General features: G+C 39.8%; 19 protein-coding genes, 1 tRNA gene and 6 pseudogenes. 16 read left to right on the top strand and 10 right to left on the bottom strand.

Annotated features, from left to right (window positions below):
- Positions 1–11: 11 nt before the first annotated feature.
- From BFG52_RS07190 to BFG52_RS16840, 14 genes and pseudogenes are all read left to right on the top strand, one after another.
- A pseudogene (locus tag BFG52_RS07190) lies at positions 12–1,637 on the top strand (potassium-transporting ATPase subunit KdpA); the annotation flags it as partial.
- 59 nt (positions 1,638–1,696) lie between these two features.
- Positions 1,697–3,210 (top strand): IS3 family transposase gene (locus BFG52_RS16835; protein ID WP_099092610.1). Its coding sequence is split into 2 segments (ribosomal slippage): positions 1,697–2,141 and positions 2,141–3,210, totalling 1,515 coding nucleotides; the frame shifts between segments, so codons are not numbered across the junction.
- A gap of 23 nt (positions 3,211–3,233) precedes the next feature.
- Positions 3,234–3,431 (top strand): annotated as a pseudogene (locus tag BFG52_RS16585) (potassium-transporting ATPase subunit KdpA); the annotation flags it as partial.
- A 3-nt stretch (positions 3,432–3,434) separates the two neighbouring features.
- Complete coding sequence (kdpB, locus tag BFG52_RS07205) at positions 3,435–5,435, top strand: potassium-transporting ATPase subunit KdpB (protein WP_067554064.1); 2,001 nt, start codon at positions 3,435–3,437, stop codon at positions 5,433–5,435.
- Positions 5,436–5,446: 11 nt separating this feature from the next.
- Positions 5,447–6,079 (top strand): potassium-transporting ATPase subunit KdpC, encoded by a 633-nt coding sequence (kdpC, locus tag BFG52_RS07210; protein ID WP_228703810.1) that lies wholly within the window; start codon positions 5,447–5,449, stop codon positions 6,077–6,079.
- Positions 6,080–6,231: 152 nt separating this feature from the next.
- Positions 6,232–8,870, top strand: a pseudogene (locus BFG52_RS07215) (ATP-binding protein).
- 20 nt (positions 8,871–8,890) lie between these two features.
- Positions 8,891–11,150: pseudogene (locus BFG52_RS07220) on the top strand (type VI secretion system Vgr family protein).
- Positions 11,150–12,001, top strand: coding sequence for a DUF4123 domain-containing protein (locus BFG52_RS07225; RefSeq protein WP_067554070.1), 852 nt, complete (start codon positions 11,150–11,152; stop codon positions 11,999–12,001). Before BFG52_RS07220 ends, BFG52_RS07225 begins: the two are co-directional and overlap by 1 nt.
- Complete coding sequence (locus tag BFG52_RS07230) at positions 11,994–13,025, top strand: toxin VasX (RefSeq protein ID WP_067554073.1); 1,032 nt, start codon at positions 11,994–11,996, stop codon at positions 13,023–13,025. The genes BFG52_RS07225 and BFG52_RS07230 overlap by 8 nt, the downstream gene beginning before the upstream one ends.
- Positions 13,026–13,111: 86 nt before the next feature.
- Complete coding sequence (locus tag BFG52_RS07235; RefSeq protein WP_067554000.1) at positions 13,112–13,975, top strand: IS982 family transposase; 864 nt, start codon at positions 13,112–13,114, stop codon at positions 13,973–13,975.
- 79 nt (positions 13,976–14,054) lie between these two features.
- On the top strand, positions 14,055–15,974 hold the full coding sequence (locus tag BFG52_RS07240) for a hypothetical protein (RefSeq protein WP_067554075.1): 1,920 nt from the start codon (positions 14,055–14,057) through the stop codon (positions 15,972–15,974).
- The gene (locus tag BFG52_RS07245) at positions 15,971–16,909 is read left to right on the top strand and encodes a DUF6708 domain-containing protein (RefSeq protein ID WP_067554079.1); all 939 of its coding nucleotides are present in this window, start codon (positions 15,971–15,973) and stop codon (positions 16,907–16,909) included. Before BFG52_RS07240 ends, BFG52_RS07245 begins: the two co-directional genes overlap by 4 nt.
- Before the next feature lie 596 nt (positions 16,910–17,505).
- The gene (locus tag BFG52_RS07250; protein WP_067554082.1) at positions 17,506–17,859 is read left to right on the top strand and encodes a hypothetical protein; all 354 of its coding nucleotides are present in this window, start codon (positions 17,506–17,508) and stop codon (positions 17,857–17,859) included.
- A gap of 23 nt (positions 17,860–17,882) precedes the next feature.
- Positions 17,883–18,361, top strand: a pseudogene (locus BFG52_RS16840) (transposase); the annotation flags it as partial.
- A 61-nt stretch (positions 18,362–18,422) separates the two neighbouring features.
- Here the strand turns inward: BFG52_RS16840 and BFG52_RS16845 are convergent.
- From BFG52_RS16845 to BFG52_RS07280, 4 genes and pseudogenes are all read right to left on the bottom strand, one after another.
- A protein-coding gene (locus BFG52_RS16845; protein WP_228703813.1) for an IS3 family transposase occupies positions 18,423–19,555 on the bottom strand; the annotation gives its coding sequence in 2 pieces (ribosomal slippage) (positions 18,423–19,303 and positions 19,303–19,555; 1,134 coding nt in all).
- Positions 19,556–19,845: 290 nt separating this feature from the next.
- A pseudogene (locus BFG52_RS07270) lies at positions 19,846–20,708 on the bottom strand (IS982 family transposase).
- Positions 20,709–20,799: 91 nt separating this feature from the next.
- Positions 20,800–20,997, bottom strand: coding sequence for a hypothetical protein (locus BFG52_RS07275; RefSeq protein WP_179946360.1), 198 nt, complete (start codon positions 20,995–20,997; stop codon positions 20,800–20,802).
- 60 nt (positions 20,998–21,057) lie between these two features.
- Positions 21,058–21,399 (bottom strand): hypothetical protein, encoded by a 342-nt coding sequence (locus BFG52_RS07280; RefSeq protein WP_067554088.1) that lies wholly within the window; start codon positions 21,397–21,399, stop codon positions 21,058–21,060.
- 76 nt (positions 21,400–21,475) lie between these two features.
- On the opposite strand from BFG52_RS07280, the gene BFG52_RS16855 reads away from it, so the two are divergent.
- A protein-coding gene (locus BFG52_RS16855) for an IS3 family transposase (protein ID WP_099092610.1) occupies positions 21,476–22,989 on the top strand; the annotation gives its coding sequence in 2 pieces (ribosomal slippage) (positions 21,476–21,920 and positions 21,920–22,989; 1,515 coding nt in all).
- Positions 22,990–23,045: 56 nt separating this feature from the next.
- On the opposite strand, the gene BFG52_RS17055 is transcribed toward BFG52_RS16855, so the two are convergent.
- Together BFG52_RS17055 and BFG52_RS07295 are read right to left on the bottom strand one after the other, a co-directional pair.
- Complete coding sequence (locus BFG52_RS17055) at positions 23,046–23,306, bottom strand: hypothetical protein (protein ID WP_157758081.1); 261 nt, start codon at positions 23,304–23,306, stop codon at positions 23,046–23,048.
- A gap of 39 nt (positions 23,307–23,345) precedes the next feature.
- A tRNA-Ile gene (locus BFG52_RS07295) sits at positions 23,346–23,422 on the bottom strand.
- Between the two features lie 159 nt (positions 23,423–23,581).
- On the opposite strand from BFG52_RS07295, the gene BFG52_RS07300 reads away from it, so the two are divergent.
- Entirely contained in the window at positions 23,582–24,829 is a 1,248-nt protein-coding gene (locus BFG52_RS07300) for a site-specific integrase (protein WP_067554091.1), read from the top strand.
- Between the two features lie 39 nt (positions 24,830–24,868).
- Here the strand turns inward: BFG52_RS07300 and BFG52_RS07305 are convergent, their stop codons facing one another.
- Genes BFG52_RS07305 through BFG52_RS07320 form a run of 4 tightly spaced genes read right to left on the bottom strand, consistent with a single transcriptional unit; the run spans position 24,869 to position 26,479 of the window.
- Positions 24,869–25,132: a hypothetical protein gene (locus BFG52_RS07305; RefSeq protein ID WP_067554094.1), complete on the bottom strand. Its 264-nt coding sequence runs from the start codon at positions 25,130–25,132 to the stop codon at positions 24,869–24,871.
- Entirely contained in the window at positions 25,132–25,830 is a 699-nt protein-coding gene (locus BFG52_RS07310) for a phage antirepressor KilAC domain-containing protein (RefSeq protein ID WP_081408648.1), read from the bottom strand. The genes BFG52_RS07305 and BFG52_RS07310 overlap by 1 nt, the downstream gene beginning before the upstream one ends.
- A complete protein-coding gene (locus tag BFG52_RS07315; RefSeq protein ID WP_067554097.1) occupies positions 25,827–26,156 on the bottom strand; it encodes a hypothetical protein in 330 nt (109 codons plus the stop codon). The genes BFG52_RS07310 and BFG52_RS07315 overlap by 4 nt, the downstream gene beginning before the upstream one ends.
- Positions 26,156–26,479 carry a hypothetical protein gene (locus BFG52_RS07320; RefSeq protein ID WP_067554100.1) on the bottom strand — a complete coding sequence of 108 codons (324 nt, stop codon included), beginning with the start codon at positions 26,477–26,479 and terminating at the stop codon, positions 26,156–26,158. The genes BFG52_RS07315 and BFG52_RS07320 overlap by 1 nt, the downstream gene beginning before the upstream one ends.
- Positions 26,480–26,488: the final 9 nt, after the last annotated feature.

Genomic DNA, 26,488 nt, shown 5'->3' on the forward strand with positions numbered 1-26,488 from the left:
GGAGATAAGACATGTGGATGATGCTTATTCTTCTGGCTCTGGCCATGTTCTGTGCTTATCCACTGGGAAAATATCTAGCTGCGATTATGCGTGCAGAAAAGATGCCTATTGATGGGCTATTTTATGTTGTGGAGCAACCGATTTATCGCTTATTGGGGATTAACCCACAGCAGCGCATGACGGTATCTCAGTATATTGCTTGCTTTGGTTCTAGCTGTGTGGCGTTGGGTGTCTTGGTTTGGCTGATCTTAATGAATCAAGCTATTTTGCCATTTAATCCCGATCATATTGGCAATATGTCATGGGATTTGGCCTTGCATACCATGATTTCATTTCTGACCAATACCAATCAGCAACATTATGCTGGACAACTACAGCTTTCTTATTTTTCGCAGATGACTGCGATTGTGGCTTTACAAGTGATTACGCCCATGATGGGCTTGGCGATGTTGGTGGCAACCTTAAGAGCGTTATTTCCGCAAAGCATGCCATCCCTGCAACAGGACATGCCACAAGACCCAGCGCATACGCGGCTAAGCGCTACATCGAGCATGCAGCAGCCCAGTAAGACTGTGCAACAGTCGCTCACGGTGGGAAATTTCTGGGCGGATGTGATCCGACCCAGCTTTCGTTTTTTATTACCTTTGTGCTTGTTGTGGAGTCTGCTGCTCAATAGCCAAGGCGTGCCGGCAACATTGGCGGCAGGTCCTGTTTATCAGGTCTTAGACCCACACGCTGAAGTACAGCAGCAAAAATTACCTTTAGGTCCTGTTGCGCCATTGGTTGCCATTAAACAACTTGGCAGTAATGGTGGTGGCTGGTATGGCAGCAATAGTGCCGTGCCGTTAGAAAACCCCACGCCTTTGAGCAATGCCATGGAAATGTTTGCCATTATTTTAATTCCGATGGCCGTGCTGTGGATGGTGGGCTTTTTTACCCGCAGAATGAAACTGAGCTATTTCATGTTGGGCTGTATGTTGTTGCTATCGATTAGCTCAGGATTGGTTTTGTTATTGACCGAAGCTAAATTTGGCATAGATGGTGTGCAAATTGCCAGTTTGATGGAAGGCAAAGAACAACGTTTGGGTTGGACCGATTCAGCGCTGTGGGCAGCGTTCACTACACAAGTCAATAATGGCTCTGTCAATATGATGCATGACTCGGCTGCGCCGCTGAGTATTCTTATGACCCTGCTAAACATGCTACTCAACTGTATATGGGGTGGTATTGGTAGTGGTGTAATGCAATTCTTGGTTTATCTATGGCTGGCAGTGTTTATTGCAGGCTTAATGACTGGGCGTACACCTGAAGTTTTTGGACGAAAACTTGAGGCAACAGAAATTAAATATCTGGCGATATTGATCGTGCTACAACCTGCGGTGGTCTTGGGTTTGACCGCGATTACATTGGCATTTCCACTATCCTTGGGAGGTTTATCACAGGGAAGTTCAACAGCATCTTTTCATGATTTGAGTCGTGTGCTCTATGAATATAGCGCTGCCTATGCCAATAACGGCTCTGGTTTAGAAGGGCTCGCCGACAATAGTATTTGGTGGAATGTGAGTTGTGGTCTGGCTTTATTACTCGGACGCTTTCCGACGTTGATTATTCCTTTATGGATTGCAGCACGTCTCTCACTGTCAGGATAGTTGTCACCCCCTCTGAAACTAAATTTATGAGGGTAAAGGAGTGACAAATGAAACATATTTCATCTGAACGAAAAACGAGTGTCTTAGCTAAATTATTACCACCTTACAATATGACTGTAGCAGCTGTTGCTCAAATGGAAGGTATTTCTGAATCAACCCTTTATAATTGGCGACAACAAGCTAAAGCCAAAGGAATTCCTGTGCCAGGTACGAATATTACAACTGAACAATGGCCTGTCGAGGCTCGATTTGCTGTGATCGTTGAAACTGCAACCATGAGTGAAGCTGAAATTGCTGAATACTGTCGTAAAAAAGGACTTTATCCTTCTCAACTCATCGAATGGAAAAGTAATTTCTTAGACATACCTGAAAAAGTCAGTAAAAATGAGCTTAAAAAAGTGAAAAGTGAAAATGCAAAATTAAAAAGAGAACTGATTCGTAAAGAAAAAGCACTAGCTGAGGCGGCAGCGATTCTGGTTCTTCGAAAAAAGCTCAACGATTATTACGGGGAAGTCGACGAGGACAATTAACGAGTATTGATCATCGCCAGCTAATTATTTTATGGATTGGTGAAGCAGTAACAGCAGGTGCGCGCTTAAAAATAGCCCTTAAAGAGGTTAATTTAAGTTTACGGACTTGGCGTAGATGGCAGAAATCGAGTGAAGATCGTAGAACGACTGTTATCCGCCCAACACCAGTCAACCGATTGAGTATTGAAGAAGAACAACAGATATTAGAGATCTGTCATCAGCCTCGATATGCTGAGCTTCCACCTTCTCAAATTGTTCCAAGGCTTGCAGATCAAGGCATTTACATCGCCAGTGAGTCTACATTTTATAGAGTGCTTCGACGCCATGGGGAGATTCATCACCGAGGACGACAGCACAAACCAAGGAACATAAAACCACCGACAACTTTCAAAGCCCACACCTCATGTCAGGTGTGGAGTTGGGATATTACTTGGCTCCCCTCAAAGGTCCGTGGTCGTTGGTATTACTTGTATCTGATTGAAGATATATTTAGTCGCAAGATTACTGGAGCTGAAGTACATGAAGTTGAGAGTGGTGAGCTTGCGGCTGAACTCGTTCATCGTACGGTACTGCGTGAGCAATGCTATCGCCAACCATTAATACTGCATGCAGATAATGGGGCTGCAATGAAATCTCAAACTTTACAGGTGAAGTTAACGGATTTAAATATCTCGCCTTCACACAGTAGACCGCGGGTGAGTAATGACAATGCCTATGTTGAGTCATTATTTAAGACCTTGAAATACGTACCTTATTGGCCATCGTCAGGCTTTGAAAGTTTAGATCAAGCCCGAGTTTGGGTTGACGGTTTTATTCACTGGTATAACGAAGAACATCGTCATAGTGGTATTAGTTATGTTACGCCATCACAACGGCATAAAGGTGAGGATATTGGGTTATTAGCGCAACGGTCTGAAGTATATCGTATAGCGCGAGAAGCAAAACCAGAACGCTGGTCAAAGCAGATTAGAAACTGGCACAGAAAAGATGTTGTTATGCTTAATCCTGAGCGATTAAAAATAGCGGCTTAAAATCAACAAAGGGTGACAACTACCTTGACATTTACCGACGTCTGGCAGATAAGAAAAGCAATCCCAATGCTGATGGGCAATTACAGGTCGAGACGCCAATCTTTGCACTAACCATGATCGCCATCATGTTGTTATTAACCTTATTGCAATTTATGCCCGCTTTGTTGTTGGGACCTGTTGCCGATCATTTGTTGTGGTTACAACAGCAAGGGAGCATATAAATCATGAAGAGTTTAGGAGGATTATTACAAATAGCTGCTTTACGCAGTGCCGTGCTGAAATTATTACCGCAACACGCCTTTAAAAATAAAGTCATGGCAGTTGTTTGGTTAGCGACGGTTATGGCAATGCTCGTCACGGCAATCGGGGCGAGTCCACTGTATTGGGGGCTGAGTATTAGTTTGATTTTATTATTGACTATTTTGTTTGCCAATTATGCAGAAGCCATTGCTGAAGCCAAAGGACATGGGCAGGCAGCAGCCTTAAAACAGGCGCGACAAAAGCTGAGTGCGCGTAAAGTCACCCATCCCAGCGATACTCATCCAGTGATGTTGGCAGCCACACAGCTTAAAATCAATGACTTAATTGAAGTACGTGCAGGTGAATATATTGCCGCAGATGGTGAAATCATTCAGGGTTTTGCCACTATTAATGAAGCGGCCATTACCGGGGAATCAGCGCCAGTATTGCGTGAGGCGGCAACCGATCGTTCAGGGGTAATCGCTGGGACCCAAGTATTGACCGATTGTATCTGGGTACAAGTTACCGCAGATGCTGGACATAGTTTTTTAGACCGAATGATTGCCATGGTCGAAGGTGCACAACGACAAAAAACCCCCAATGAAATGGCCTTAGGCTGGTTGCTTGGCGTGATGACCTTGACTTTTATCATCGTGGTGCTGACTTTGCCAGTTTTTGCTCAGTTCCTAGGATTTAATATTGATCCATTATTGTTAATTGCGCTGTTGGTATGTTTGATTCCGACCACCATTGCGGGTTTATTACCCGCGATTGGCATTGCGGGAATGAACCGGGCATTGGCTGCCAATATTATTGCCAAATCTGGCAAAGCAGTTGAGGTTGCAGGCGATGTCGATGTGTTATTACTGGATAAAACCGGCACCATTACTTTTGGTGATCGCCAAGCGACAGATTTCTATCCCTTAACTGGCGTGACACAAAGTCGCTTGGCCATGGCGGCGATGCTGAGTTCATTGGCAGATCCCACTCCCGAAGGCAAGTCAATCGTGAGTTTGGCCAAGCAGCTGGGGCTTGAGCTTTGTGTACCTGCTCAAGCCAGATTTATTGCTTTTAGTGCCGCGACACGTATTTCTGGTGTTGATCTTGAGGATGGACAACAGTTTCGTAAAGGAGCATTAGATGCCATCTTGGCTTTTAGTCAACAGTCTATTGGGCAGCAAATTGAGCTTAAAACCCGGGTAGAACAAGTAGCAAGCCGTGGTGCAACACCGCTGGTGGTGGCAGAAAACCACGATATTCTTGGCGTTGTCGCGCTATCCGATGTAATCAAGCCAGACATCCGAGATAAATTTGCCCAGTTAAGTCATATGGGCATCAAAACGATTATGGTGACAGGCGATAATCCGCTCACAGCAGCGGCAATCGCTGCAGAAGCTGGTGTAGATGATTATATTGCTGAAGCACGACCAGAAGATAAACTCCATTGTATACGTCAGCATCAAGCAGCAGGTCACTTGGTTGCTATGGTTGGCGATGGCAGCAATGACGCGCCGGCTTTAGCCCAAGCAGATATTGGACTGGCGATGAACAGCGGTACACAAGCAGCCAAAGAGGCAGGCAATATGGTCGATCTCGATTCTGATCCCACCAAGTTGTTGGCTGTGGTGGCGATTGGAAAACAGCAATTGTTGACGCGTGGTGCATTAACGACTTTTTCATTAGCCAATGATGTGGCGAAATATTTTGCCATTTTACCTGCGATTTTCGCCGTGGCATTACCCAGTATGCAACAGTTCAATGTGATGCAATTGCATAGTCCCGAAAGCGCAATTGTGTCTGCCTTAGTCTTCAATGCACTGATTATTCCCGCACTTATTCCATTGGCATTGCGTGGTGTGGTCTTTCATTCAGACAGTGCCAGTCAGTTATTAGCACGTAATATGTTGATTTATGGTGTGGGTGGCGTGATTTTGTCCTTTGTCGGAATTAAAGCCATTGATCTGTTCCTGAGCTTATTTTTTTGAGAGATCCAGCAATGAAAATACTTCAATACGATGCGATGCAGCATAGCATGCGTCGCATCTTAGCGTACTGCCGCGCAGCATTAGCATTGACCTTAATTGCGCTATTGGGCTGTGGTCTACTCTATAGCATGGTTGCAACGGGAATGGCGCAGTTGCTTTTTCCCAATGCCGCCAATGGCAGTCTGATCATACAACAACAGCATGTGCGTGGTTCATATTGGGTTGGGCAAGATATACAAAGCCCGCACTATTTTCAGGGGCGACCATCCGCATCGAATTACAATGTAATGACAATGTCGGGCAGTAATCTTGCCCAAAGCGATGTCAATTTAACGACTCAATTGAGCACTCGACAACAGCTTTGGATGCAACAGACACAGCGTCCGGCCACTGACATTCCAGCAGATTTAATCACTACATCTGCCAGCGGTATTGATCCGCATATCAGTGTGGCGGCAGCGCGCTTACAATTGAAAGGCATTGCGACGGCACGGCATATTCCTCAAGCGGCATTAGAGGTTTTGCTGGTTGAGCATATTGAAGCGCCGACTTGGGGTTTGCTGGGACAAGCGCGGGTCAATGTATTGCAGTTAAATCTTGCCTTAGATGCTTATGCTGCCCAGCATCCATCGTATGCGCATTGATGACAAGGCTTGGTGCAAGTAAAACCATAGCATAGGCTTAGACCACATCGCTTGAGATGAATGAAAAATGAATGAAAGATGTTGTGTTATACAGCAAATAGTCGCAGTGTAAGGTAAAGCCATAAAGTCAGAACCACAGTGCAGGGAAAAACATGGCGCAGTATCGTCAAGCGAAGGCTGATCTTTTACTGGAGCAGCTACATCGACAACAGTCTGGTCGCTTAACCTTATTTTTAGGTGCAGCACCAGGTGTTGGAAAAAGTTATGCCATGTTGGTGCGTGCGCATGCGTTATTGGCACAGCAGCAAGATGTGGTGATTGGCTATATTGAAACCCATGGTCGTGTCGAAACGGAGCAACTTTTACAGGGCTTGCCCATGATACCGCGTAGTCAGTGGCAAGCTCAGGGGCGTATTTGGGAGGAAATGGATCTGGACGCCATTTTGGCACGGCAGCCTAAGGTGGTGATCGTTGATGAACTCGCACACCATAATGCCGCAGGAAGTCGCCATAGCAAACGTTGGCAGGATGTACAAGAGCTATTAGATGCCGGGATTGATGTACTCAGTGCCATGAATATCCAGCATCTTGAAAGTTTAGGTGATGTTGTGCTGCAAATCACCCATATACGGGTGCAGGAAACCGTGCCTGACCTGATCTTGCAGCATATCCGCGATATCCGTTTGATCGATTTACCCGTCAATGAGCTATTAGAGCGCTTAGAACAGGGAAAAGTCTATGTGCCAGAACATATTCAATCGGCTTTGCATGGTTTTTTTAGCCCATCCAATCTCAATGCATTGCGGGAATTGGCCATTCAAACCGTGGCACAATATGTCGACAATGATTTACGTGAAAGCTCTGCCTTAACAGCTCAGGCTGCGCTGGCATTGCAGACCCATGTACTGGCTGTAATTGATGGGCGTGGGCAATCTGCAACAATCGTTCGTGCCAGTTGTCGCGTAGCGGAAAAGTATACAGCCAAATGGACGGTATAGTGTGTTTTGCACAACCGGCAGGCAGTATGCGAAGTAGTCGTTCAAAACAGCAACATGAAATTGATGCTGCTTTACATTTGGCACGGCAGTTAGGAGCTGAAACAGAAATTTTGTTTGGACGGCAACATATACAAGCCTTACATGCCTATGCCTTACAACAAGCTGTTTCTACTTTGTTATTACCGCAGGATCGTCGGCAATGGTTTTGGCGGCGTCAGCCTATACAGCGTTTATTACAGTTGCAGCCGATTTATGATGTGTGTGTACTGGCGATTCAGCGTGATCCCACGACGAAGTGGCATGCGATAGAGTCGATCGCGGCATTGAGTTATCGTGAACTTGGGTTAATTGCGGCAATCACGGGGCTTAGCATTATATTGGCAAGTCTTGGCGAGCGCTGGTTAGGTATACAAGAACTTTCGGTTATTTTTATTACCGCCGTCGTGTTTGTGGCATCAAGAACGCGTATGTTGGCTGCAGTGTGCTCAGCGTTGGTTTTTTTCTTTGCCTATAATTTTTTCTATATTAGCCCGCGTTTTACCTTACAGATTTCGGCACATCAAGGCATCATTACCGTATTGGCATTTTTGGCTGCAGCGCTGATCGCGGGTCGATTGGCAGCCGCGCTGCGGCAACAGGTATTGGCATTAAAACAGGCGAATCGCTATCACAGTATTATGCGAGATTTGGGGCAAAAGCTGTCGAGTGCGGTCAATCTTAGTGATGTTGCCATGTTGGCGCAGCAATTTATACATCACCATTTACAAGCCAAATGCTGGTTAAAACTCACGGATGGGCAGCAATTAATCGCTGCTGAGCTTAGTGAGAAAGCGCAGATTTCCGCACAATGGAGTTTACAGCAGCAACAGGCGAGTGGTCGTTTTACCCAAACTCTACAAGATAGTCCGTGGCGTTTTATGCCTTTATGGGCAGCAAAACAATGTGTGGGGCTAATTGGGCTAGACTATGCTGGGCAACACCATTTGAGTAGCAGCCAAAAACAATTGTCCGAAGCAATGTTCGATAGTATTGCGCAAGCCATTTGGCGCATTCAATTGAGTCAACAATTGGCCAATGCTGAGCTGAGCTCTGAAACAGAAAAATTAAGATCGGCATTGCTCAGTTCGGTATCGCATGATTTGCGTTCACCGTTGGCTGCGATTATTGGGGCAGCAGAAACTTTACGTTATTATCACCAAGATGTCAGTGCATTAGACCAAGAAAGCTTGCTAGATACCATACATTTAGAGGGAGAGCGTTTAGACCGTTATATTCAAAATTTGTTAGATATGACGCGTTTGGGGCATCAGGGACTCAGCCTACAACGGGATTGGATTGGTGTAGATGAGCTGATTGGGTCTGCATTACGCCGTTTACAGCGTTATTTACCAGAATTTTCTTATGATTTGCACTTTGCAACAGCGCCGATACCAATTTATGTGCATGCAGCGCTAATTGAACAAGCTATTTTTAATGTTCTGGAAAATGCCGCTAAGTTCTCACCCTTGCATACAGCAGTTTATGTACAAGTGCAACAAATTGATGCTGAACAGATTGAGATCATGATTGAAGATCAAGGTGTCGGAATTCCAGCAGCAGAAAGAACACAAATTTTTGATATGTTTTACAGTATGCAACGCGGTGACCGAGGGCATGCGGGTACAGGCTTAGGGTTGACCATTGTAAAAGCAATAGTGGCTGCGCATCAGGGACATATTCAAGCCAGTGCTGGACGGCAGCAATTAGGAACGTGTATCCGCATGTATTTGCCGATTCAACCTCAAGAAATCTAATATTCAAGAGATCTAATATTATGTTCAATAATATCCAAAATATCTTGGCTGATTTAGGATTGAGCGCACAGAAGCGCGCCATACACGCACAGTTTTCCAATTCATCGCTCAATGAAAAAGTATTCTTACAACGTATTGAAGGGGAGCATGGTCTCAATCAGGGATTCACTGCTGAGCTGATCTGTTTATCTTTAGATGCCACGATTGCGCTCAAAGAATTTATCGGTTGTCAGCTTGCAGTAGATCAAGTGACTGATCGAGGGGAATTATTTCGTAGTACAGGCATTACTAGTGCAGCCAGTCAGGGGCAAAGTGATGGGGCTTTGACGGTCTATAAATTGACCCTACAAGATGCCACGACGCTATGGCATAAACGTCGTAATAGCCGTGTATTTATGAATAAAAGCATGGTCGATGTGATCCAAGCGCTATTTAAAGAATGGCAGCAAAAATACGTGCTGAAGGCATTAATTGGTTAATTGATGAAGCACAGTTAATTGTAGCCAACAAGATAGTGCCAGTTTGGACCTAGAAGATGCATGGGCCATCAGCCCCGCTTGGATGCAAGACCTAAAAGGCGAGGATGGGGCAACGCCATCAGGCAATCGCCAAGTGGAAGATCTCAATAAAAATATCAGCGCCTATCACAATGCACAGGCGAAACAATTTATTGCACAGTCGACAGTACGTGATGCACAAGTTGGCTATTGGTTTAGCTTTGAAGAGCATCCAGAAATAGACAGCCACAGTGGTGCAGACAAAGAATTCCTGATTATTGCCAAGTCTTTTTATAATCAAAATAACCTGCCCAAAGACCTCAATGCTCAAGTCCAAGCTTTAGTCAGCAAAAGCCAATGGCAACAGTCTACACCGTCGGATGAACGTCAAGCCAATAGCTTGACTTTACAGCGTCGCAATATTGCAATTGTGCCCGAATACAATCCCTTACAGCATCGTCCAGCAGCCTACCCACAGCGTGTGCGTGTGGTTGGACCAGCAGGTGAGAGCATTCATGTAGATGAATGGGGGCGGATCAAAGCACGTTTCTTATTTACCCGAAGCGAAGATCATAGCCACGATGGTGGTGCCGGCAGCAATGACAATGACAGTGATTCCGCTTGGGTCGATGTACTGATACCATGGGCAGGCGAAGGCTACGGGGCACGGTTCTTACCGCGGATTGGTGAGATTGTGGCGATCGACTTTTTTGATGGCAATGTGGATCGTCCCTTTGTAACCGGGCGATTACATGAGGCACAGCGTAGCCCAACCCAGTTTGACACAATGGGTCAACTGCCGGATACCCGACGTTTAAGTGGTATACGCTCCAATGAAGTGGGCGGCGGAGGCTATGGGCAACTGCGTTTTGATGATACCGCGGGGCAGATTAGTACGCAATTGCAAAGTAGTCATGGTGCCAGTCAGCTCAATTTGGGAAATTTAAGTCATCCCAAATCTGCCGAAGCAAGTGACGGGCGAGGAGAAGGCTTTGAGTTAAGGACAGACCAATGGGGTGCAGTCCGTGCGGGGCAAGGTTTACTTTTAAGCACCCATCAGCAAGGTGAAGCTAGCGGCGTGCATCTCGATACGGCACAAGCCAAGCAGCAGTTAGAGTCGAGTTTAAATCGTGCGAAAGCATTGAGTGATACTGCGAAGAATCAACAAACCGATCCCTTACAACATCTGGGTTATCTCAAAGCGTTTATCGCAGATTTAGATGCAGATCAATCCGATGCTGGTCATAGCAAAGCAGCGCAGTTTAAGCAAGCGATTATGCTTCTCACAGCACCACAGAGTGTCGCAATCAGTAGTAGTGAAAATATTCATATTGCAGCAGATGGGCAAATCAATCAAACGGCACAGCAGAGTATCAATATGAGTACGCAAAATGCTTTATTGGCGCATGCTGGTAAAAAAATAAGCCTTTTTGCAGCCCAAGCTGGTGCACGTTTTTATGCGGCACAAGGCAAAGTCGAGTTACAGACCCAAGATGGTGAGTTGCAAACGGTTGCACGTCAAAAAATACGGGTGATCTCAACTGAAGATTCAATCTATCTGACCAGCCCAGAAGAAATCTGTATGACTGCTGAAAGCTCACAAATCAAAATCAATGGCAATGGGGTTTTCCCGACCACATCGCGGCTTTTTCAAAGCAAAGCAGGTCAACATATCTTTGAAGGGGGTGTTAAGGTCGTTGAAGAAGTACCAGATTTACCAATATGTGAAATGCGTATTGCTGGTGGTGCAACTAAAGGGGATGCTTTAGTGGAGTTATCCTAATGCTTGTTAATCCAATTAAAGAACAAAATATTGAATTTGATTATGCCTTAGTCGATCCAAATTTAAACTCGAATTATTTATATGAACTAGAAGGTCATCTTATTTCTTTGGCACCTGACTACGCACAAAAAATTTCAGATTCCTTTCCCTATTTAATAAACTTAAATAATATAGATGAAGATTTATTAGAGCGAATAATAAAAGATGATGAAAAGTGTGTGGCTCAAGGTTTTGAACCTTTTTTTATCCTAAAATTTAAAAGTTACCCAACACGTGAGCCTGATATTGTTGAGCACTTAAGGCTATCAATTATTTTTGAAATGAATGAAAAAAAATATCTTTATAGATTTTACGACCCTAAAATTTGGATATTATTAAATTTTTTCAAAACAAATGATTTTATTTTTAAAAATAAGAATTTTCAATATATTCAGATTGGATTGCTCGGTTATCAGTATTTGTTTTTTATTCCTAGGTATGAAGGGAGCATAAATGAAGTTGATCCTGATATTTTGTTTAATATCAATATAAATAACCGTTTAATACTTAAAAAAGGTTTAAGAATTTTAAATTTTGAGCAATATTTGATTGAAGTTGAGAAGAGATTTAATCTAATCCATAAAATAAAAAATATTGGGCTAAAAAAACAGGATGACATCATTAGTACGCTCTATCATGTTGAATTATTAGGTGTTCAGTACTTGGAAACTAAATTTTTTATAAAATTAAAAGATCACTCCAAAGGCTATGCAATAGCAAGTCAAAGAGTAATAAAATTGGATTGGAATAATTTTTTCCAAAACTATGATTATATTGAAGATGCTATTAAAGAAAAGGTGATGTATGTCTAATGAATCAACTCCATGTGATTTTTGTAAACGTGATGAAGGGTTAAGAGTTTTTTTAAATAGATATATACTCAGCAATAAAGAAACAAAAAATATTGGAATTGAAAGCTCACTGTATAAAACAGAAAAAGAAAAAGATTTATTAAATTCTTATTTCGGAAGTACAGAAAGCTCAGTAAAAATAAATGATGCTGGTATAAAGGAATTGAAAATCATTAATATGCTTGCGAGTGAGGAAGGTTATAAAAATGTATATGGTGACAAAGAGGTTGATAACTATTGTTATAAAGGAACAATATTACGACGTGGATATTTATATGTATATATGGAGCACTTACAAGACAAAGCTTGGCAAGAATATGAAATATCTAATTCAGGTTTTTTAAAAAGAATTAATGAACATAATTTTTTTAATATAAATGATCATTCAATGTTACAAGAGGATGAAAAAGAACCATGTTCTAAAATTGTACATCGAGCAAACGCACTAACAATTTTTGTACCAAATCCAGATGAAGCTAATAATGTTTATTTTAAATATTCAGAAAATAAATGGAGTAATGAGAGGAGGGCAATAAATAAAAGCAAATATTTAGAAAACATGGATTGTTTTAGCGTTTCAAATTTTTTGAATGCTAAGTCTGAAATAGGTGTTTTCCCTTTATTGGAGGGGTTGGAACATTTTAATGTTGATCAGCATATTGAATATAAAGATGGAAAAACTGTTAATAACTTTCTGAAATTTAACCTATCTAAAAAGAATGTTGATATTAAATCTGCATTAAGCTATTTGTCTGGTCGACCAATGGATATGATAATGGATGATATAGCGAAAAGAAATGGATCGGAAATAAATAAAGAGGATCAAAAAGAGCTATACGAATATAACGTGAACTCTAAGATTAAATCACTTGTAGATATGATTTCTATAAAGAATATAGATGCTGATATAAATGGAAGTAATGATGAGGATAATGACTATCTTAATTCAATACTTAGTTATTATGATAAAGATTATTTAACCTGAGTTCGACATAAAAAAAGTAGAAAAAAAGCCTTAATGTTTGTAACTTATTGGTTCTTAAGACAAAAGTTAAAACACAAGGCTTTTCTATGGATCATATTACCGAATTATTCTGTAAAGTGGATGATTTTTGCAAAATATTTAACGAATCTCTAGAGAAAGCTCTTATTCCTGAGCAAAATAAGCCAGTTCAAAAGTCAGCTTTAAGTTTATCTGAGATCATGACAATTGTTATCTTATTTCACCAATCAGGTTTTAGATTCTTTAAATATTTTTACTGCCACATGGTCATCCCTTTTTGGAAATCAGCATTTCCTAAGCTGCTGAGCTATAATCGTTTTATTGAAATCATGCCACGTTGTTTACAAGCTTTGAGTAGCTTTTTTCATCAGGTTAAAGGAACTGATACAGGAATTAGTATTATTGATTCAACCAAACTTGTAGTTTGTCATAATCTTAGAATTAAAAGAAACCGCGTATTTAAAGGCTTAGCGAATCGTGGAAAAAGTAGTACTGGGTGGTTCTATGGTTTTAAATTACATGTGGTTATCAATAACTTAGGTGAAATTATTAATATTAAAGTAACATCAGGGAATATCCATGATATTGCTGTACTAGAGTCTTTAACCAAAGAATTAAAAGGCATTTTATTAGGAGATAAAGGCTATTTAAGCAAAGCTAAGACAGAGGCTTTAGCAGCAAGAGGATTAAAAATATTGACTCCATCACGTAAGAATATGAAAAACAAGCCACTCCGAACTGAAGAAGAAAAACAATTGCTTGGCAGAAGAGGATTAATAGAAACGGTGAATGATCAGTTAAAAAACTTACATCAACTTGACCATTCGCGTCATCGTTCTGTGAATAATTTCATGGTAAATATTATGGCTGCTGTAGTGGCTTATTGTTTAAATCCGAATAAGCCAACTTTCAAAAATATGCTGAAAGGTTGAACGTTTTTCATCGAACTCAGGTTATTTAGAGAGTGCACTTGAAGATGAAAAGAAAATTAGAAAAATATTTGGTGCATTGGTGACTATTCATGATCCTGTCGCAACAGTGATGGACATAAGTTCCACTATAAGTGGCGTACTTGTTGATGATTCGGAATATGATAATGTGGAAAAAACAGTTAACACTCTTGAATTAATTAAAGCAGATTATATAGGGATTAATGATGATCCTTATTATAATGAACAAGAAATTCGGAAGCAAGAAGCAGTGGATTCTATGCTCAACATGTATAATGGAATAGGAGCAGGAATAGGTGGAGCATTACAAGAAAATTGGGATAAAGACCTATCACCTGAACAGATATTGAGTAAGGAAAGAAGCAAAAAGGCTGCTGAACAAAAAAATATGAACCTCAAGTGGGAGAAAGAGTATTTTAGTGTTTTGAACAAGGAAGCTTATAATAGCTCTATAGTTAGCTTAAAATCAAAGAAAAAGAAACAAGCAAACTTAGCAGATCATTTAGATCTTTTGGGTAAGGATTTTCTCGAAACAAATATATTAGATAAACATATTTGTTGTAATATTCAAAAAAACAATATTTTTGATTGTGCATCTTTGCTATCTCACCTAGAAACCATTTTAGGGAGTTGTAAAGTATCTGCTAAAATCAATGCTTATATTTCACAGAAAATGTATGATATAAATGATACAAATAATTATATTTTAAATGCTATATCATTGAATAATATGTCAACTCGAGAAACAGTTAATGAGGCAGTACAAAATACAAACTCAAATAATATTTTAGGAACTCTAGCAACACAACATTTTGCAGATTTATTGAATGGTATAAATTCTTGGTTAGGTAAAATGAGTGAAAGAATTAAGAACACGGTTTTAGTGTTTTTAGAAAAATCATTAATTCATATCAGTGGTTATAAGCCCCCTAAAAATTTTAAAATTCATCCATTGCTTCCCATTACAACAGTAATTGCAACGCAGCAAGAGATTAAAGTATTAAGCTTCAAACTGAATGCGAAAAATGCTGGTGCACAAAGGACTGCGTTTAATAGGTTTGTAGTAGGGTATTTAAAAAATATAAATAAATTATTAAATGTGAAAAATGATATTTCTACACAAACACTATTAAAGATGGTAGATAAACATCCGTATTGGAATGAAGTATATCAACGGTATTTAAGAACAGGTGTTGCCTCTGTACCCGTTCTAGATATTGATAAAAATACATTGGCGAATATGCCGAAGCAATATTCAGGTATTTACAAAGAGTTTATCAAGCAGTTAACTAAATCTGAAATGAAACTTGATAGTGGTGGTCGTGTTAAGGTTGATAATTCAATAGATCCCATTAAAGACAGTAAAATGATGCGTTTTAGTATTGCTAAAACTGGAGTGGGGTGTTTACAAGTCTGGGCTTTTACTACAATATTTAGTGATAACAGTTTATCAGATGACAATCTTTATGAAAAATCTGGGCGGCGCTTTGCTGCAACTTTAGGCTTATTCACAAGCTTTGTTGAATTTTCTACTATGATTTTAAAAACTTTTGATGGACTTTTAACTAAAAGTGCTGCACTTAGAGTTTATAATAATATCGCACTTGAGTTTGTTGAGGGTATTAGCTTTAAATCTATGATGTGGAGAGGTCTTGGATTAATAGGCGGGTTTGTATTTGGTTTTTATGATATTTATAATGGATATAAAGCATATAATAATGGAGAAAAAAATTTCGGATTTTTTTTGGCAGCAAGTGGTTTATTTTTGATGATTGGTAGTTTTTATTTATTTATGGGGGTTCCAATTATAGGTGTTGTTTTTTTATTTTTAGCAATAACTTATTCTATTGTTGCAAGTGTTATTAGAGATGATAAGTTTATACGATGGACTCGGAGATGTATGATTAGTATTGATAATACTATTGAACATTTTAAAAACTTTGATGACCAATGTGATAATTTAAAGGAGTTATATAAGTGAAAAGAATACCTGGTATTTACTGTTACCATATATTTAAAAAAGATGTTAAGTTTAGCATTGGTGAAAAAGAGAAGCTATTAACTGGAAGTTCATCTGAATATGATGTTTTTCATAATCATTCAATTTTAAAGATAAATAATGATTTTTTAGAAGTAATTGATCAAAAATATGCTTGGAATGGCAAGGGTGTTGGAGCCTTTTTAATTATATTAATACTGTCAATGCAATTTTTATTTTTTATTTTTATTATTTTTTTAAATGCATCTTATGAATTATTGCCAATATGTGGATTTGTTTTTATTTTATTGATTGTAAATTTAATGTGGTTTGGATGGTATATAAAATCTAAAGAATACACTAAAGATATTTGCTCACCAATTTTATTTAATAGAAATACTCAATACGTATATTTTTATATCAATAAAAATGAATATCTTGCTATGCCTTGGAAAGATGTTGTTTGGGTAATGTCCTTTACCGATGGTGCAGGTGGAGCACCAATTTATGAAATTCAGGCACATATTGTAGAAGATGGTTTGGTCAAACAAACCTTCTTGGTTGGGTTCCCCGTGATAAATAAAGCCAAAAACTATGGTTTATGGAATTTTATTTGTCATTATATGCAGCACGGTCCTGAACAGCTTTATCCTAAATATAATATTGTTGATAAAAAAAGCAAAGAGTTGATTTACTGTCATCGCTTAGTTGGAGCAAAGGAATCTTATAAAGAGACTTGGCAAGCCATGCGGGTGATTTATCGGGACAATTTACTATTCCGTATCGTCGCTTTCCCTTTAGATTGTTTTAGCTTTGTTGGTCGTCGAATTATACTCAACCTAAAATCAGTTCCTGTTTGGCCTGAGCAAGTGCGTCGTGAAAATGACTATGATCGTGAACGATCTGAACAAATAGACTATCGAAATAATCAGATTTAACCGTGTTCTGATTTATAGCAGTGGAACAGAGAGAATATAACAAACTGAGTAATTAAATCATGCTAAAAGAAGATTATGAAGGTAGTATGTCGACACTAGGTCAACCATTTGAAATGAGTAAGCCGAATAAAAAGAATGTGAAATCAGTGAAAATGACCCCTATGATTCAACCGGTAAAAAGAGAAATTTAGGACCCTTAAATTTTAGTTTTATGGAAGTTTTATCTATGCCTGTTGGCTTAGTGGTCATATCAACGTTGATGCTGGCATTCTTTTGGGGGTGTGGCATATACGAGTTTAACATCATGGTGATGTATTGGATATATGGTTAAATTAACGGTTAAAAAGAATTATATTGGCAAACTCCTTTGGAAAAATATCCGAATTAGTTGATTATCATAATACTTTAAAATCTGTCGCACCTCATGTTTGAATTCCTCCTTATATATGCATTCGCTAAATATTAGATGCTAACAAAGAAGGACTAAATAAAGCCAGCGATAATGTGAAATCATGATTTTAGGATTAATCTATGTTTAAGAGTAAATATTTTATCTTTTTAATCAGTATCTTTTTTTATTTACTGGCTGCAATCTAGTGTGGGCAACTGAATTTGAGTTTGCGCAAGATAATTTTAATGGTGGTAACCTAGCAATTAATGAAAATAAAGATAAAGCTCTATTATTTTATATTGATCGAGAAAAAATTGAATTTGCTAATATTGTAGATGAAAATGGAAATGTAATCGGTCGAGATGTTAAAGAAGAATGGATGAAAAATACTCATCAAAGTTTAAATCGTATGACGGTTGAAGTCTTATTGGGGGGAAAAGAAATATCAGATAAGTTGGTTTTTAAAGAACAAGCTCAGACAGGACAATGGTGGCAAACTGTAGACTTAAATGATCCTAGCCAAAATAATAGACAATTGATCCCTCTGAAGATAATTTAGTTTTAATCTTTGGAGATGTAAATATGGCTAAACGTTTTAGTCCTGAATTTAAACAACAAGCAATTGATTACGCCTTAGCGAACTCAAGTGAATCTATAGCAGCAATCGCCAATAAGCTTGGTATTGGTTACTCAACACTTGATAAATGGGTTCGTCAATCTAGCGAGGCTGGCTCTAGCAAACGTCAGTTTACACCTGAGCAGCAGCGTATTCTGGATTTAGAAAAAGAGAATAAACGTCTCCGCGAGGCGAATGACATATTAAAAAAAGCGCATGTGTACTTTCTCACCGAGGATGCCAAGAGAAATACACGTTAATCAAAGGAATAGCACCAAAGATTGTTTCTGTTACCTCCGCCTGTGATTACATTGGTGTGAGTCGATCAGGCTATTATGCGTGGCTTAAACGAGCTCCTAGGTGTCAGAAACAACTCAATGATTTACAGTTACTTTACTGGGAGCATCATGCTCGTTTAGGTGCCCCATCATTGGTCTATGACATGTAATGTGGCTCCGATGTTTTGAACAACTAAAAGTCTTTTTATAAGTGATATTCTGCTTTAGTTAAGCTACCTGTTTTTGTTTAGGTAACTGGTTATAGTAAAACTCATTCGGTGTTAATTTGTCTAGACTCGAATGAGGTCGTTTGTGATTATAAAAATCAATGTACAGCTTTAATTGGCATCTTGCATCAGCAACATTGCTGTACGCTTTGAGATAAACCTCCTCATATTTAACACTTCGCCATAAGCGTTCAACCATGACATTATCTATCCAACGACCTTTGCCATCCATACTGATTTTAATCTCATGTGTTGTAAGAACACTGATAAATGCATCACTGGTGAATTGACTCCCTTGATCCGTATTAAATATTTCTGGGGCACCATATTTTTGAATAGCTTCATTTAAAGCCTCAATACAAAAATCTGACTCCATGCTAATCGATACTCGATGTGCCAACACTTTACGACTGTGCCAGTCTAAAATCGCGCATAAGTACACAAATCCTTTCGCCATTGGGATATAGGTGATGTCGGTTGCCCAGACCTGATTGCTATGCGTAATTTCAAGCCCCCTAAGTAAATAAGGGTACTTTCGATGAGCCTTATTTGGCTTACTCAAATTAGGCTTGCGATACAGCACACGTATCCCCATTTTTTTCATCAGTGTCCGAGTATGACGTCGGCCAATATGATGACCTTCTCCTCGCAATAGATCACGCATCATTCGGCTCCCTGCAAAGGGGTACATGAGATGTAACTCATCAATACGACGCATCAGCTTTAAATCTGAATCGCTTGTTGGTTTAGGGCGGTAGTAATAGCTACCACGAGAGACCTTCAGTAACTTGGCTTGCCTAGTCACTGAAAGCTGCTGTGAATCGTCTATTAACTTTTGTGGTTGAAGCGGCCCAGTTTCTTCAACACACTTTCTAAAAAATCAATTTCCAAAGCTTGTTCACCAATTTTAGCATGTAGCTTTTTTAAATCGACTTGCGGCTCTGTGTCCTTTTTAGGGTTTGCAAAGGCTTGTGCTGACGCAGCGATGAGTTGATTCTTCCAGTCTATAATTTGGTTCTGATGAATATCAAAGTCAGCACTTAGCTCAGCAAGTGTTTTTTCACCTTTGATTGCAGCAAGTGCTACCTTTGCTTTAAAGTCATCTGAATGATTTCTTCTTGGTCTACGCGCCATGAAATGCTCCATTTTTAGATGTTTCCCACATCGTTTAGGGGGCAGTTTATCACTTATACGTGTTGTTCAAATTTCCTGGGCCACTTCTTATCTAAAAAACTCATAAATCTTTAACTCACTTTAAAAGATAATATGGACCCCCGAAGCTAATTCAACTTTGGGGGCTATATTACGGTCCTGCTAGTAATCTTGAGGTAATAAGATGGTAGTCAATGATCGATCAGCCTCAGTGATAATCCAAATTTTATCTTGGCCAAATAAGTAGCTAACCTGAGTTCGATGAAAAACGTTCAACCTTTCAGCATATTTTTGAAAGTTGGCTTATTCGGATTTAAACAATAAGCCACTACAGCAGCCATAATATTTACCATGAAATTATTCACAGAACGATGACGCGAATGGTCAAGTTGATGTAAGTTTTTTAACTGATCATTCACCGTTTCTATTAATCCTCTTCTGCCAAGCAATTGTTTTTCTTCTTCAGTTCGGAGTGGCTTGTTTTTCATATTCTTACGTGATGGAGTCAATATTTTTAATCCTCTTGCTGCTAAAGCCTCTGTCTTAGCTTTGCTTAAATAGCCTTTATCTCCTAATAAAATGCCTTTTAATTCTTTGGTTAAAGACTCTAGTACAGCAATATCATGGATATTCCCTGATGTTACTTTAATATTAATAATTCACCTAAGTTATTGATAACCATGTGTAATTTAAAACCATAGAACCACCCAGTACTACTTTTTCCACGATTCGCTAAGCCTTTAAATACGCGGTTTCTTTTAATTCTAAGATTATGACAAACTACAAGTTTGGTTGAATCAATAATACTAATTCCTGTATCAGTTCCTTTAACCTGATGAAAAAAGCTACTCAAAGCTTGTAAACAACGTGGCATGATTTCAATAAAACGATTCTAGCTCAGCAGCTTAGGAAATGCTGATTTCCAAAAAGGGATGACCATGTGGCAGTAAAAATATTTAAAGAATCTAAAACCTGATTGGTGAAATAAGATAACAATTGTCATGATCTCAGATAAACTTAAAGCTGACTTTTGAACTGGCTTATTTTGCTCAGGAATAAGAGCTTTCTCTAGAGATTCGTTAAATATTTTGCAAAAATCATCCACTTTACAGAATAATTCAGTAATATGATCCATAGAAAAGCCTTGTGTTTTAACTTTTGTCTTAAGAACCAATAAGTTACAAACATTAAGGCTTTTTTTCTACTTTTTTTATGTCGAACTCAGGTTAGCTAGACAAGATTCTTGAGTGAGTCACAAGGGCATCTTCATTGGTTTCTCGATCTGTCTCATTTAGATCACCCCAATCGCCAGTTTGATGACGTTGCAGTAGGGCTAAAAGGTCTATATTTTTCTTGGTCAGTAGTTCCAAAGCATTGGGCGTAGACATGACTTGGCTCAAAGCGAATAGACATCGCCTTGTCATAGAAAATCCTCAAATAAAAATTAATGTTAGAAATGTGCTAGGGTTGCTGTTGTGGTAGAACTAGATCTGAAGGATTTTATGGCGTTCCAATATTGCTGTCGGAACATAGATAAGGATACCTTCATTGTCATTCAACAAAATATAGACCTCATACCAGTCCTGTTTTTTGTCGACAAATTCGACCTCGCCTAATTGTAATTTTTCAGAAAGACTAAAACTTAGTCCAGTGAATGGCTCCAGTAGGTCGGCGTCATGCTCACAAACTACAAACCATCCATGTAGAGTAGCTTGATAGGGTTCAGCATATTGCTCAGCAAGAGTATGCATGTGTAAAGCAATACTCCCTCGTATAGAGTCATTCACAACTTTAGTTAATTCAGAGTGCATCTTGATGTACTGCATTACCATCCTCCCTCTCACTGTCAGGATAGTTGTCACCCCCTCTGAAACTAAATTTATGAGGGTAAAGGAGTGACAAATGAAACATATTTCATCTGAACGAAAAACGAGTGTCTTAGCTAAATTATTACCACCTTACAATATGACTGTAGCAGCTGTTGCTCAAATGGAAGGTATTTCTGAATCAACCCTTTATAATTGGCGACAACAAGCTAAAGCCAAAGGAATTCCTGTGCCAGGTACGAATATTACAACTGAACAATGGCCTGTCGAGGCTCGATTTGCTGTGATCGTTGAAACTGCAACCATGAGTGAAGCTGAAATTGCTGAATACTGTCGTAAAAAAGGACTTTATCCTTCTCAACTCATCGAATGGAAAAGTAATTTCTTAGACATACCTGAAAAAGTCAGTAAAAATGAGCTTAAAAAAGTGAAAAGTGAAAATGCAAAATTAAAAAGAGAACTGATTCGTAAAGAAAAAGCACTAGCTGAGGCGGCAGCGATTCTGGTTCTTCGAAAAAAGCTCAACGATTATTACGGGGAAGTCGACGAGGACAATTAACGAGTATTGATCATCGCCAGCTAATTATTTTATGGATTGGTGAAGCAGTAACAGCAGGTGCGCGCTTAAAAATAGCCCTTAAAGAGGTTAATTTAAGTTTACGGACTTGGCGTAGATGGCAGAAATCGAGTGAAGATCGTAGAACGACTGTTATCCGCCCAACACCAGTCAACCGATTGAGTATTGAAGAAGAACAACAGATATTAGAGATCTGTCATCAGCCTCGATATGCTGAGCTTCCACCTTCTCAAATTGTTCCAAGGCTTGCAGATCAAGGCATTTACATCGCCAGTGAGTCTACATTTTATAGAGTGCTTCGACGCCATGGGGAGATTCATCACCGAGGACGACAGCACAAACCAAGGAACATAAAACCACCGACAACTTTCAAAGCCCACACCTCATGTCAGGTGTGGAGTTGGGATATTACTTGGCTCCCCTCAAAGGTCCGTGGTCGTTGGTATTACTTGTATCTGATTGAAGATATATTTAGTCGCAAGATTACTGGAGCTGAAGTACATGAAGTTGAGAGTGGTGAGCTTGCGGCTGAACTCGTTCATCGTACGGTACTGCGTGAGCAATGCTATCGCCAACCATTAATACTGCATGCAGATAATGGGGCTGCAATGAAATCTCAAACTTTACAGGTGAAGTTAACGGATTTAAATATCTCGCCTTCACACAGTAGACCGCGGGTGAGTAATGACAATGCCTATGTTGAGTCATTATTTAAGACCTTGAAATACGTACCTTATTGGCCATCGTCAGGCTTTGAAAGTTTAGATCAAGCCCGAGTTTGGGTTGACGGTTTTATTCACTGGTATAACGAAGAACATCGTCATAGTGGTATTAGTTATGTTACGCCATCACAACGGCATAAAGGTGAGGATATTGGGTTATTAGCGCAACGGTCTGAAGTATATCGTATAGCGCGAGAAGCAAAACCAGAACGCTGGTCAAAGCAGATTAGAAACTGGCACAGAAAAGATGTTGTTATGCTTAATCCTGAGCGATTAAAAATAGCGGCTTAAAATCAACAAAGGGTGACAACTACCTTGACATTTACCGCCTGAGCCTAACAGGTAATTCAAGAAATAGAAAAATCCCCCCAAGCCTTCCGTTTTCCACGCGCTTTACGCCCGATGGTCAAGACCGCAGAGGATACATCTGTGTCGTAGATCGAGTGGTAAGCCAGAGTGCTAGTCGTGGTCTGTGGGGAAAGCTGAAATGAGTTGAGGAAAGTATTTGCGGTTAGAAAAGACCGCGACTGTTGATAGACCAACGGACTATCAAATAAATGGACCACAAAATAGACCGTAAAATCCGATGGGCTAAAAATCGCAGGCAACAAAAAACCTCATAAATCAATGATCTACGAGGTTTAATATGGTGGGCCCACCCCGACTTGAACGGGGGACCAACGGATTATGAGTCCGCTGCTCTAACCAACTGAGCTATAGGCCCTATAATATCTCAAAGCTTTTGATATCAACTGCTTTGGGTTGAAGTAATACTATCTAATATTTTTAAAATAATCAACATTTATTTGCAAGTAGACGCATAGTAGACCGCAGAAAATATTGTGCTATATTGCGAGGTATTACGGAATCAGTGATTTTAGCCATGTCAACTTCAAGAGTAAAGCTTACCAAGACATTTATTGACCAGTTAGAGATGACACCAGCTATTTACCGTGATAGCGAACTAATAGGGTTTGCTCTTAGGGTGAACGCGACATGCAAGACCTATATTGTAGAAAAAAAGATTTTAGGTAAAGCAGTTCGGTCTACTATCGGTCTACATGGCAACTTAACACTGATTCAAGCTAGAGAGATCGCCCGCGATAAACTTTCACAGATGGCGCAAGGTATAAACCCAAACGATCAAAAAAGACAAGCCATTATTGATGAAAAAAACAAAGATAACCTTCAACAATCTAAACCTACACTTGCTGTGGCGTATCAAGCTTATTTAGAGTTTAAGGAATTAAAACCGAGAACAGTTGAAGACTACAATAAGTCAGTAAATGTATACTTTTCAGATTGGGTGGATTTAAAAATTGATTCAATTACCAGGACAATGATTCAATCCAAGCATGCTGAACTATCTAAAGCAAGCAAAGCTCAAGCAAATCTGGCAATGCGTGTGTTCAGGGCAATTTATAATTTTTCTGTCGAGCATTATCTTGGTGAAGATGACAAGCCAATTCTTGATGCACAGAATCCAACAAAAACACTTAGTGCAAAAAAAACTTGGAACAAGATTCGCCGTAGAAAAACATATATCAACGAGGATCAATTGCCAGATTGGATTAAGGCTGTTTTAGAATATCAAGATAGAGGGCAGCAGCTTGAAACGAATAGGGATTTCCTTCTAACACTCATTCTAACTGGATTTCGACGCCAAGAGTGTGAGTCAATCGCATGGAGCGACGTAGATCTTAGGTACGGCCGCATCACATCAATCGACCCCAAGAATGGTGAGCCTCACACACTGCCAATGGGTGATTTTTTACTGGCAATGATGACAAAAAGGCGTAGACAAATTACTGGCGATTGGGTATTCCCCTCAGCTAAATCCGCATCCGGCCATATAGTCAATATATCTAAGGTACGTCAAAAAATTAACAATCAGTGCGGCGTTAAGTTTTCATTTCATGATCTTAGAAGGACTTTTGGATCAATAGCTGAGAATTTAGATTATGGCCGCTATACAATCAAAAAACTTCTCAACCACAAAGAGGATGGTGATAGGGATGTGACTTCTGGTTACATCCAGGTGAGTGAGCGGAAACTAAGAGAGGCTATGAATGAAATCGAAAAGACTGTATTGGGTGAATACAGGGATAAGCTGCTTGAAGAGTTGCGATAGGCACCAAAAAAATAAAGCCCTTTATTCAAGGGCTTTTCTTCATCCGGTGTGTTTGAGTCGATTATCATCCATATATTGCAAAACATCTTGTTTTCTATACAAAACCGTTTTTGCTGAAGGCTTGGTGAATGGAATGCCGCCACCTTCACATCGCTTCTTTTGTAACCATGGCAGTGAAAGATGGTATACCAAAGAAATAACTTCAGGTGGAAACTCAGTATCAGGTGATGCATCACGGTAATCACTAATCAGCTCTTTTTTTTGAGCCTCTGTCATTTTATCTATCTTTGTCAATCTTGCCATTACGCCGCAACCCCCTTAATCTTCTCAACCAACCCAGTAATACGCGTCAACCCGAACGCCGTGACACGCATATGCAAATGCACCTTTTCCTCACCGTATTTATTCACCACTACAGGCGATGCTTTATTCACAAACACACCGCTTGCCACTTTGTCAGCATATGGCTGTAGTCGCCCATGTTCTTCTCGATAAATCCACTTTTTATCAATGAGCAGCTGGATTAATTTACGCTCACCTATTCCAATAGTTTTGGCACAATCACGAATTGTATAAATATTAGTTGTGTCTGCTATTACGTCGAGCGCTTTAGCCTTAGGTTCCAGCGTTGCAATCTGTGACTGTGCCAACTCAATTTGTTTGGCTTGATCTGCTGCAAGCTGTAATGCTTCCGCGAAAGACTGCGGCACCGCCAAGCTTTTGAGCTTAGCAAGTACATTTTTACGGACACCTTTAGATTCACGCATACCAATTAAGGTGCATTGATCAATTGTCAGGCTATAAGCAATCGATGTTGTATTGTTTAAATTTTGAACTACGAAACTTTCGTAGTGCTCACCCTCAAGCTCATCCGCAATGCGATTATTGAAATCATTTAGGCGAACAGGCTTTTCATTAAACTCAGCACGAACAGCATTGATTATTTCCAATAAATCTTTGCTGCTCATGGTTTGAGAATTAAAATTAACAATAGCGTTCATTCGACCTCCGCAGCTTCGATCATGGCTTTTTCAAGAATTGGCTTGTGTTCATACAGTTGAGCGAAACTATCACCACCCATTTGCCACGGATCAATGTCATCATCCATCCAAGACAAGGCAACTTTTAATGATTCTTTTGGCACCAACACAAAACCTTCCGGCACGGCGTGAGCTTTGACATGCAGCCACATATTCCACGAATCATTGACCCGACTAACTAAGTACGACCCATCATATTCAAGGAGGTCACTTTTCGCCAAAGGGCAGTCTTTTCTAGATGCAATATAGGCCAACTCAAAAGCCGCCCGTTCTTTTTGAATATCCATCACTTCACCTCAAGATTTTTAAAATGCTCACACATATTTTCGAGAATTTGAGCTAGCCACTTTTCTTCACGCTTACCGCATCGGGTTGGTCTCGTAAAAAGATTAATCAAATGTTCTTTAATCTCGCGCTCAAACCAGCACTCTATGAAGTAATCTTCCAGTCTTTCGTGTCCACAACCACCACGGTAAGCAGTCCAAGCATGGTCCCAGCAACGTATAGTTATTTGAAAAGCTTGATCTCTATACCAAGTGATAAAGACATCAATTGAATCGACATTGTTTTTAGCAGGGATGTGGTGAACATGGGTTTTAGGAGTTTGCATCACGCCGCC

Origin of the sequence: Acinetobacter larvae (assembly GCF_001704115.1) — a bacterium.
Taxonomy (GTDB): Bacteria; Pseudomonadota; Gammaproteobacteria; order Pseudomonadales; family Moraxellaceae; genus Acinetobacter; species Acinetobacter larvae.

Excerpts from the sequence above, each read along its gene's own strand:
- BFG52_RS07310 (WP_081408648.1), bottom strand. The coding sequence starts at position 25,830 with ATGAACGCTATTGTTAATTTTAATTCTCAAACCATGAGCAGCAAAGAT.
- BFG52_RS07225 (WP_067554070.1), top strand. The coding sequence starts at position 11,150 with ATGCTTGTTAATCCAATTAAAGAACAAAATATTGAATTTGATTATGCC.
- BFG52_RS07305 (WP_067554094.1), bottom strand. The coding sequence starts at position 25,132 with ATGGCAAGATTGACAAAGATAGATAAAATGACAGAGGCTCAAAAAAAA.
- kdpC (WP_228703810.1), top strand. The coding sequence starts at position 5,447 with ATGAAAATACTTCAATACGATGCGATGCAGCATAGCATGCGTCGCATC.
- BFG52_RS07300 (WP_067554091.1), top strand. The coding sequence starts at position 23,582 with ATGTCAACTTCAAGAGTAAAGCTTACCAAGACATTTATTGACCAGTTA.
- kdpB (WP_067554064.1), top strand. The coding sequence starts at position 3,435 with ATGAAGAGTTTAGGAGGATTATTACAAATAGCTGCTTTACGCAGTGCC.
- BFG52_RS07280 (WP_067554088.1), bottom strand. The coding sequence starts at position 21,399 with ATGCAGTACATCAAGATGCACTCTGAATTAACTAAAGTTGTGAATGAC.
- BFG52_RS07235 (WP_067554000.1), top strand. The coding sequence starts at position 13,112 with ATGGATCATATTACCGAATTATTCTGTAAAGTGGATGATTTTTGCAAA.
- BFG52_RS07230 (WP_067554073.1), top strand. The coding sequence starts at position 11,994 with ATGTCTAATGAATCAACTCCATGTGATTTTTGTAAACGTGATGAAGGG.
- BFG52_RS07315 (WP_067554097.1), bottom strand. The coding sequence starts at position 26,156 with ATGGATATTCAAAAAGAACGGGCGGCTTTTGAGTTGGCCTATATTGCA.
- BFG52_RS07275 (WP_179946360.1), bottom strand. The coding sequence starts at position 20,997 with ATGACAAGGCGATGTCTATTCGCTTTGAGCCAAGTCATGTCTACGCCC.
- BFG52_RS07320 (WP_067554100.1), bottom strand. The coding sequence starts at position 26,479 with ATGCAAACTCCTAAAACCCATGTTCACCACATCCCTGCTAAAAACAAT.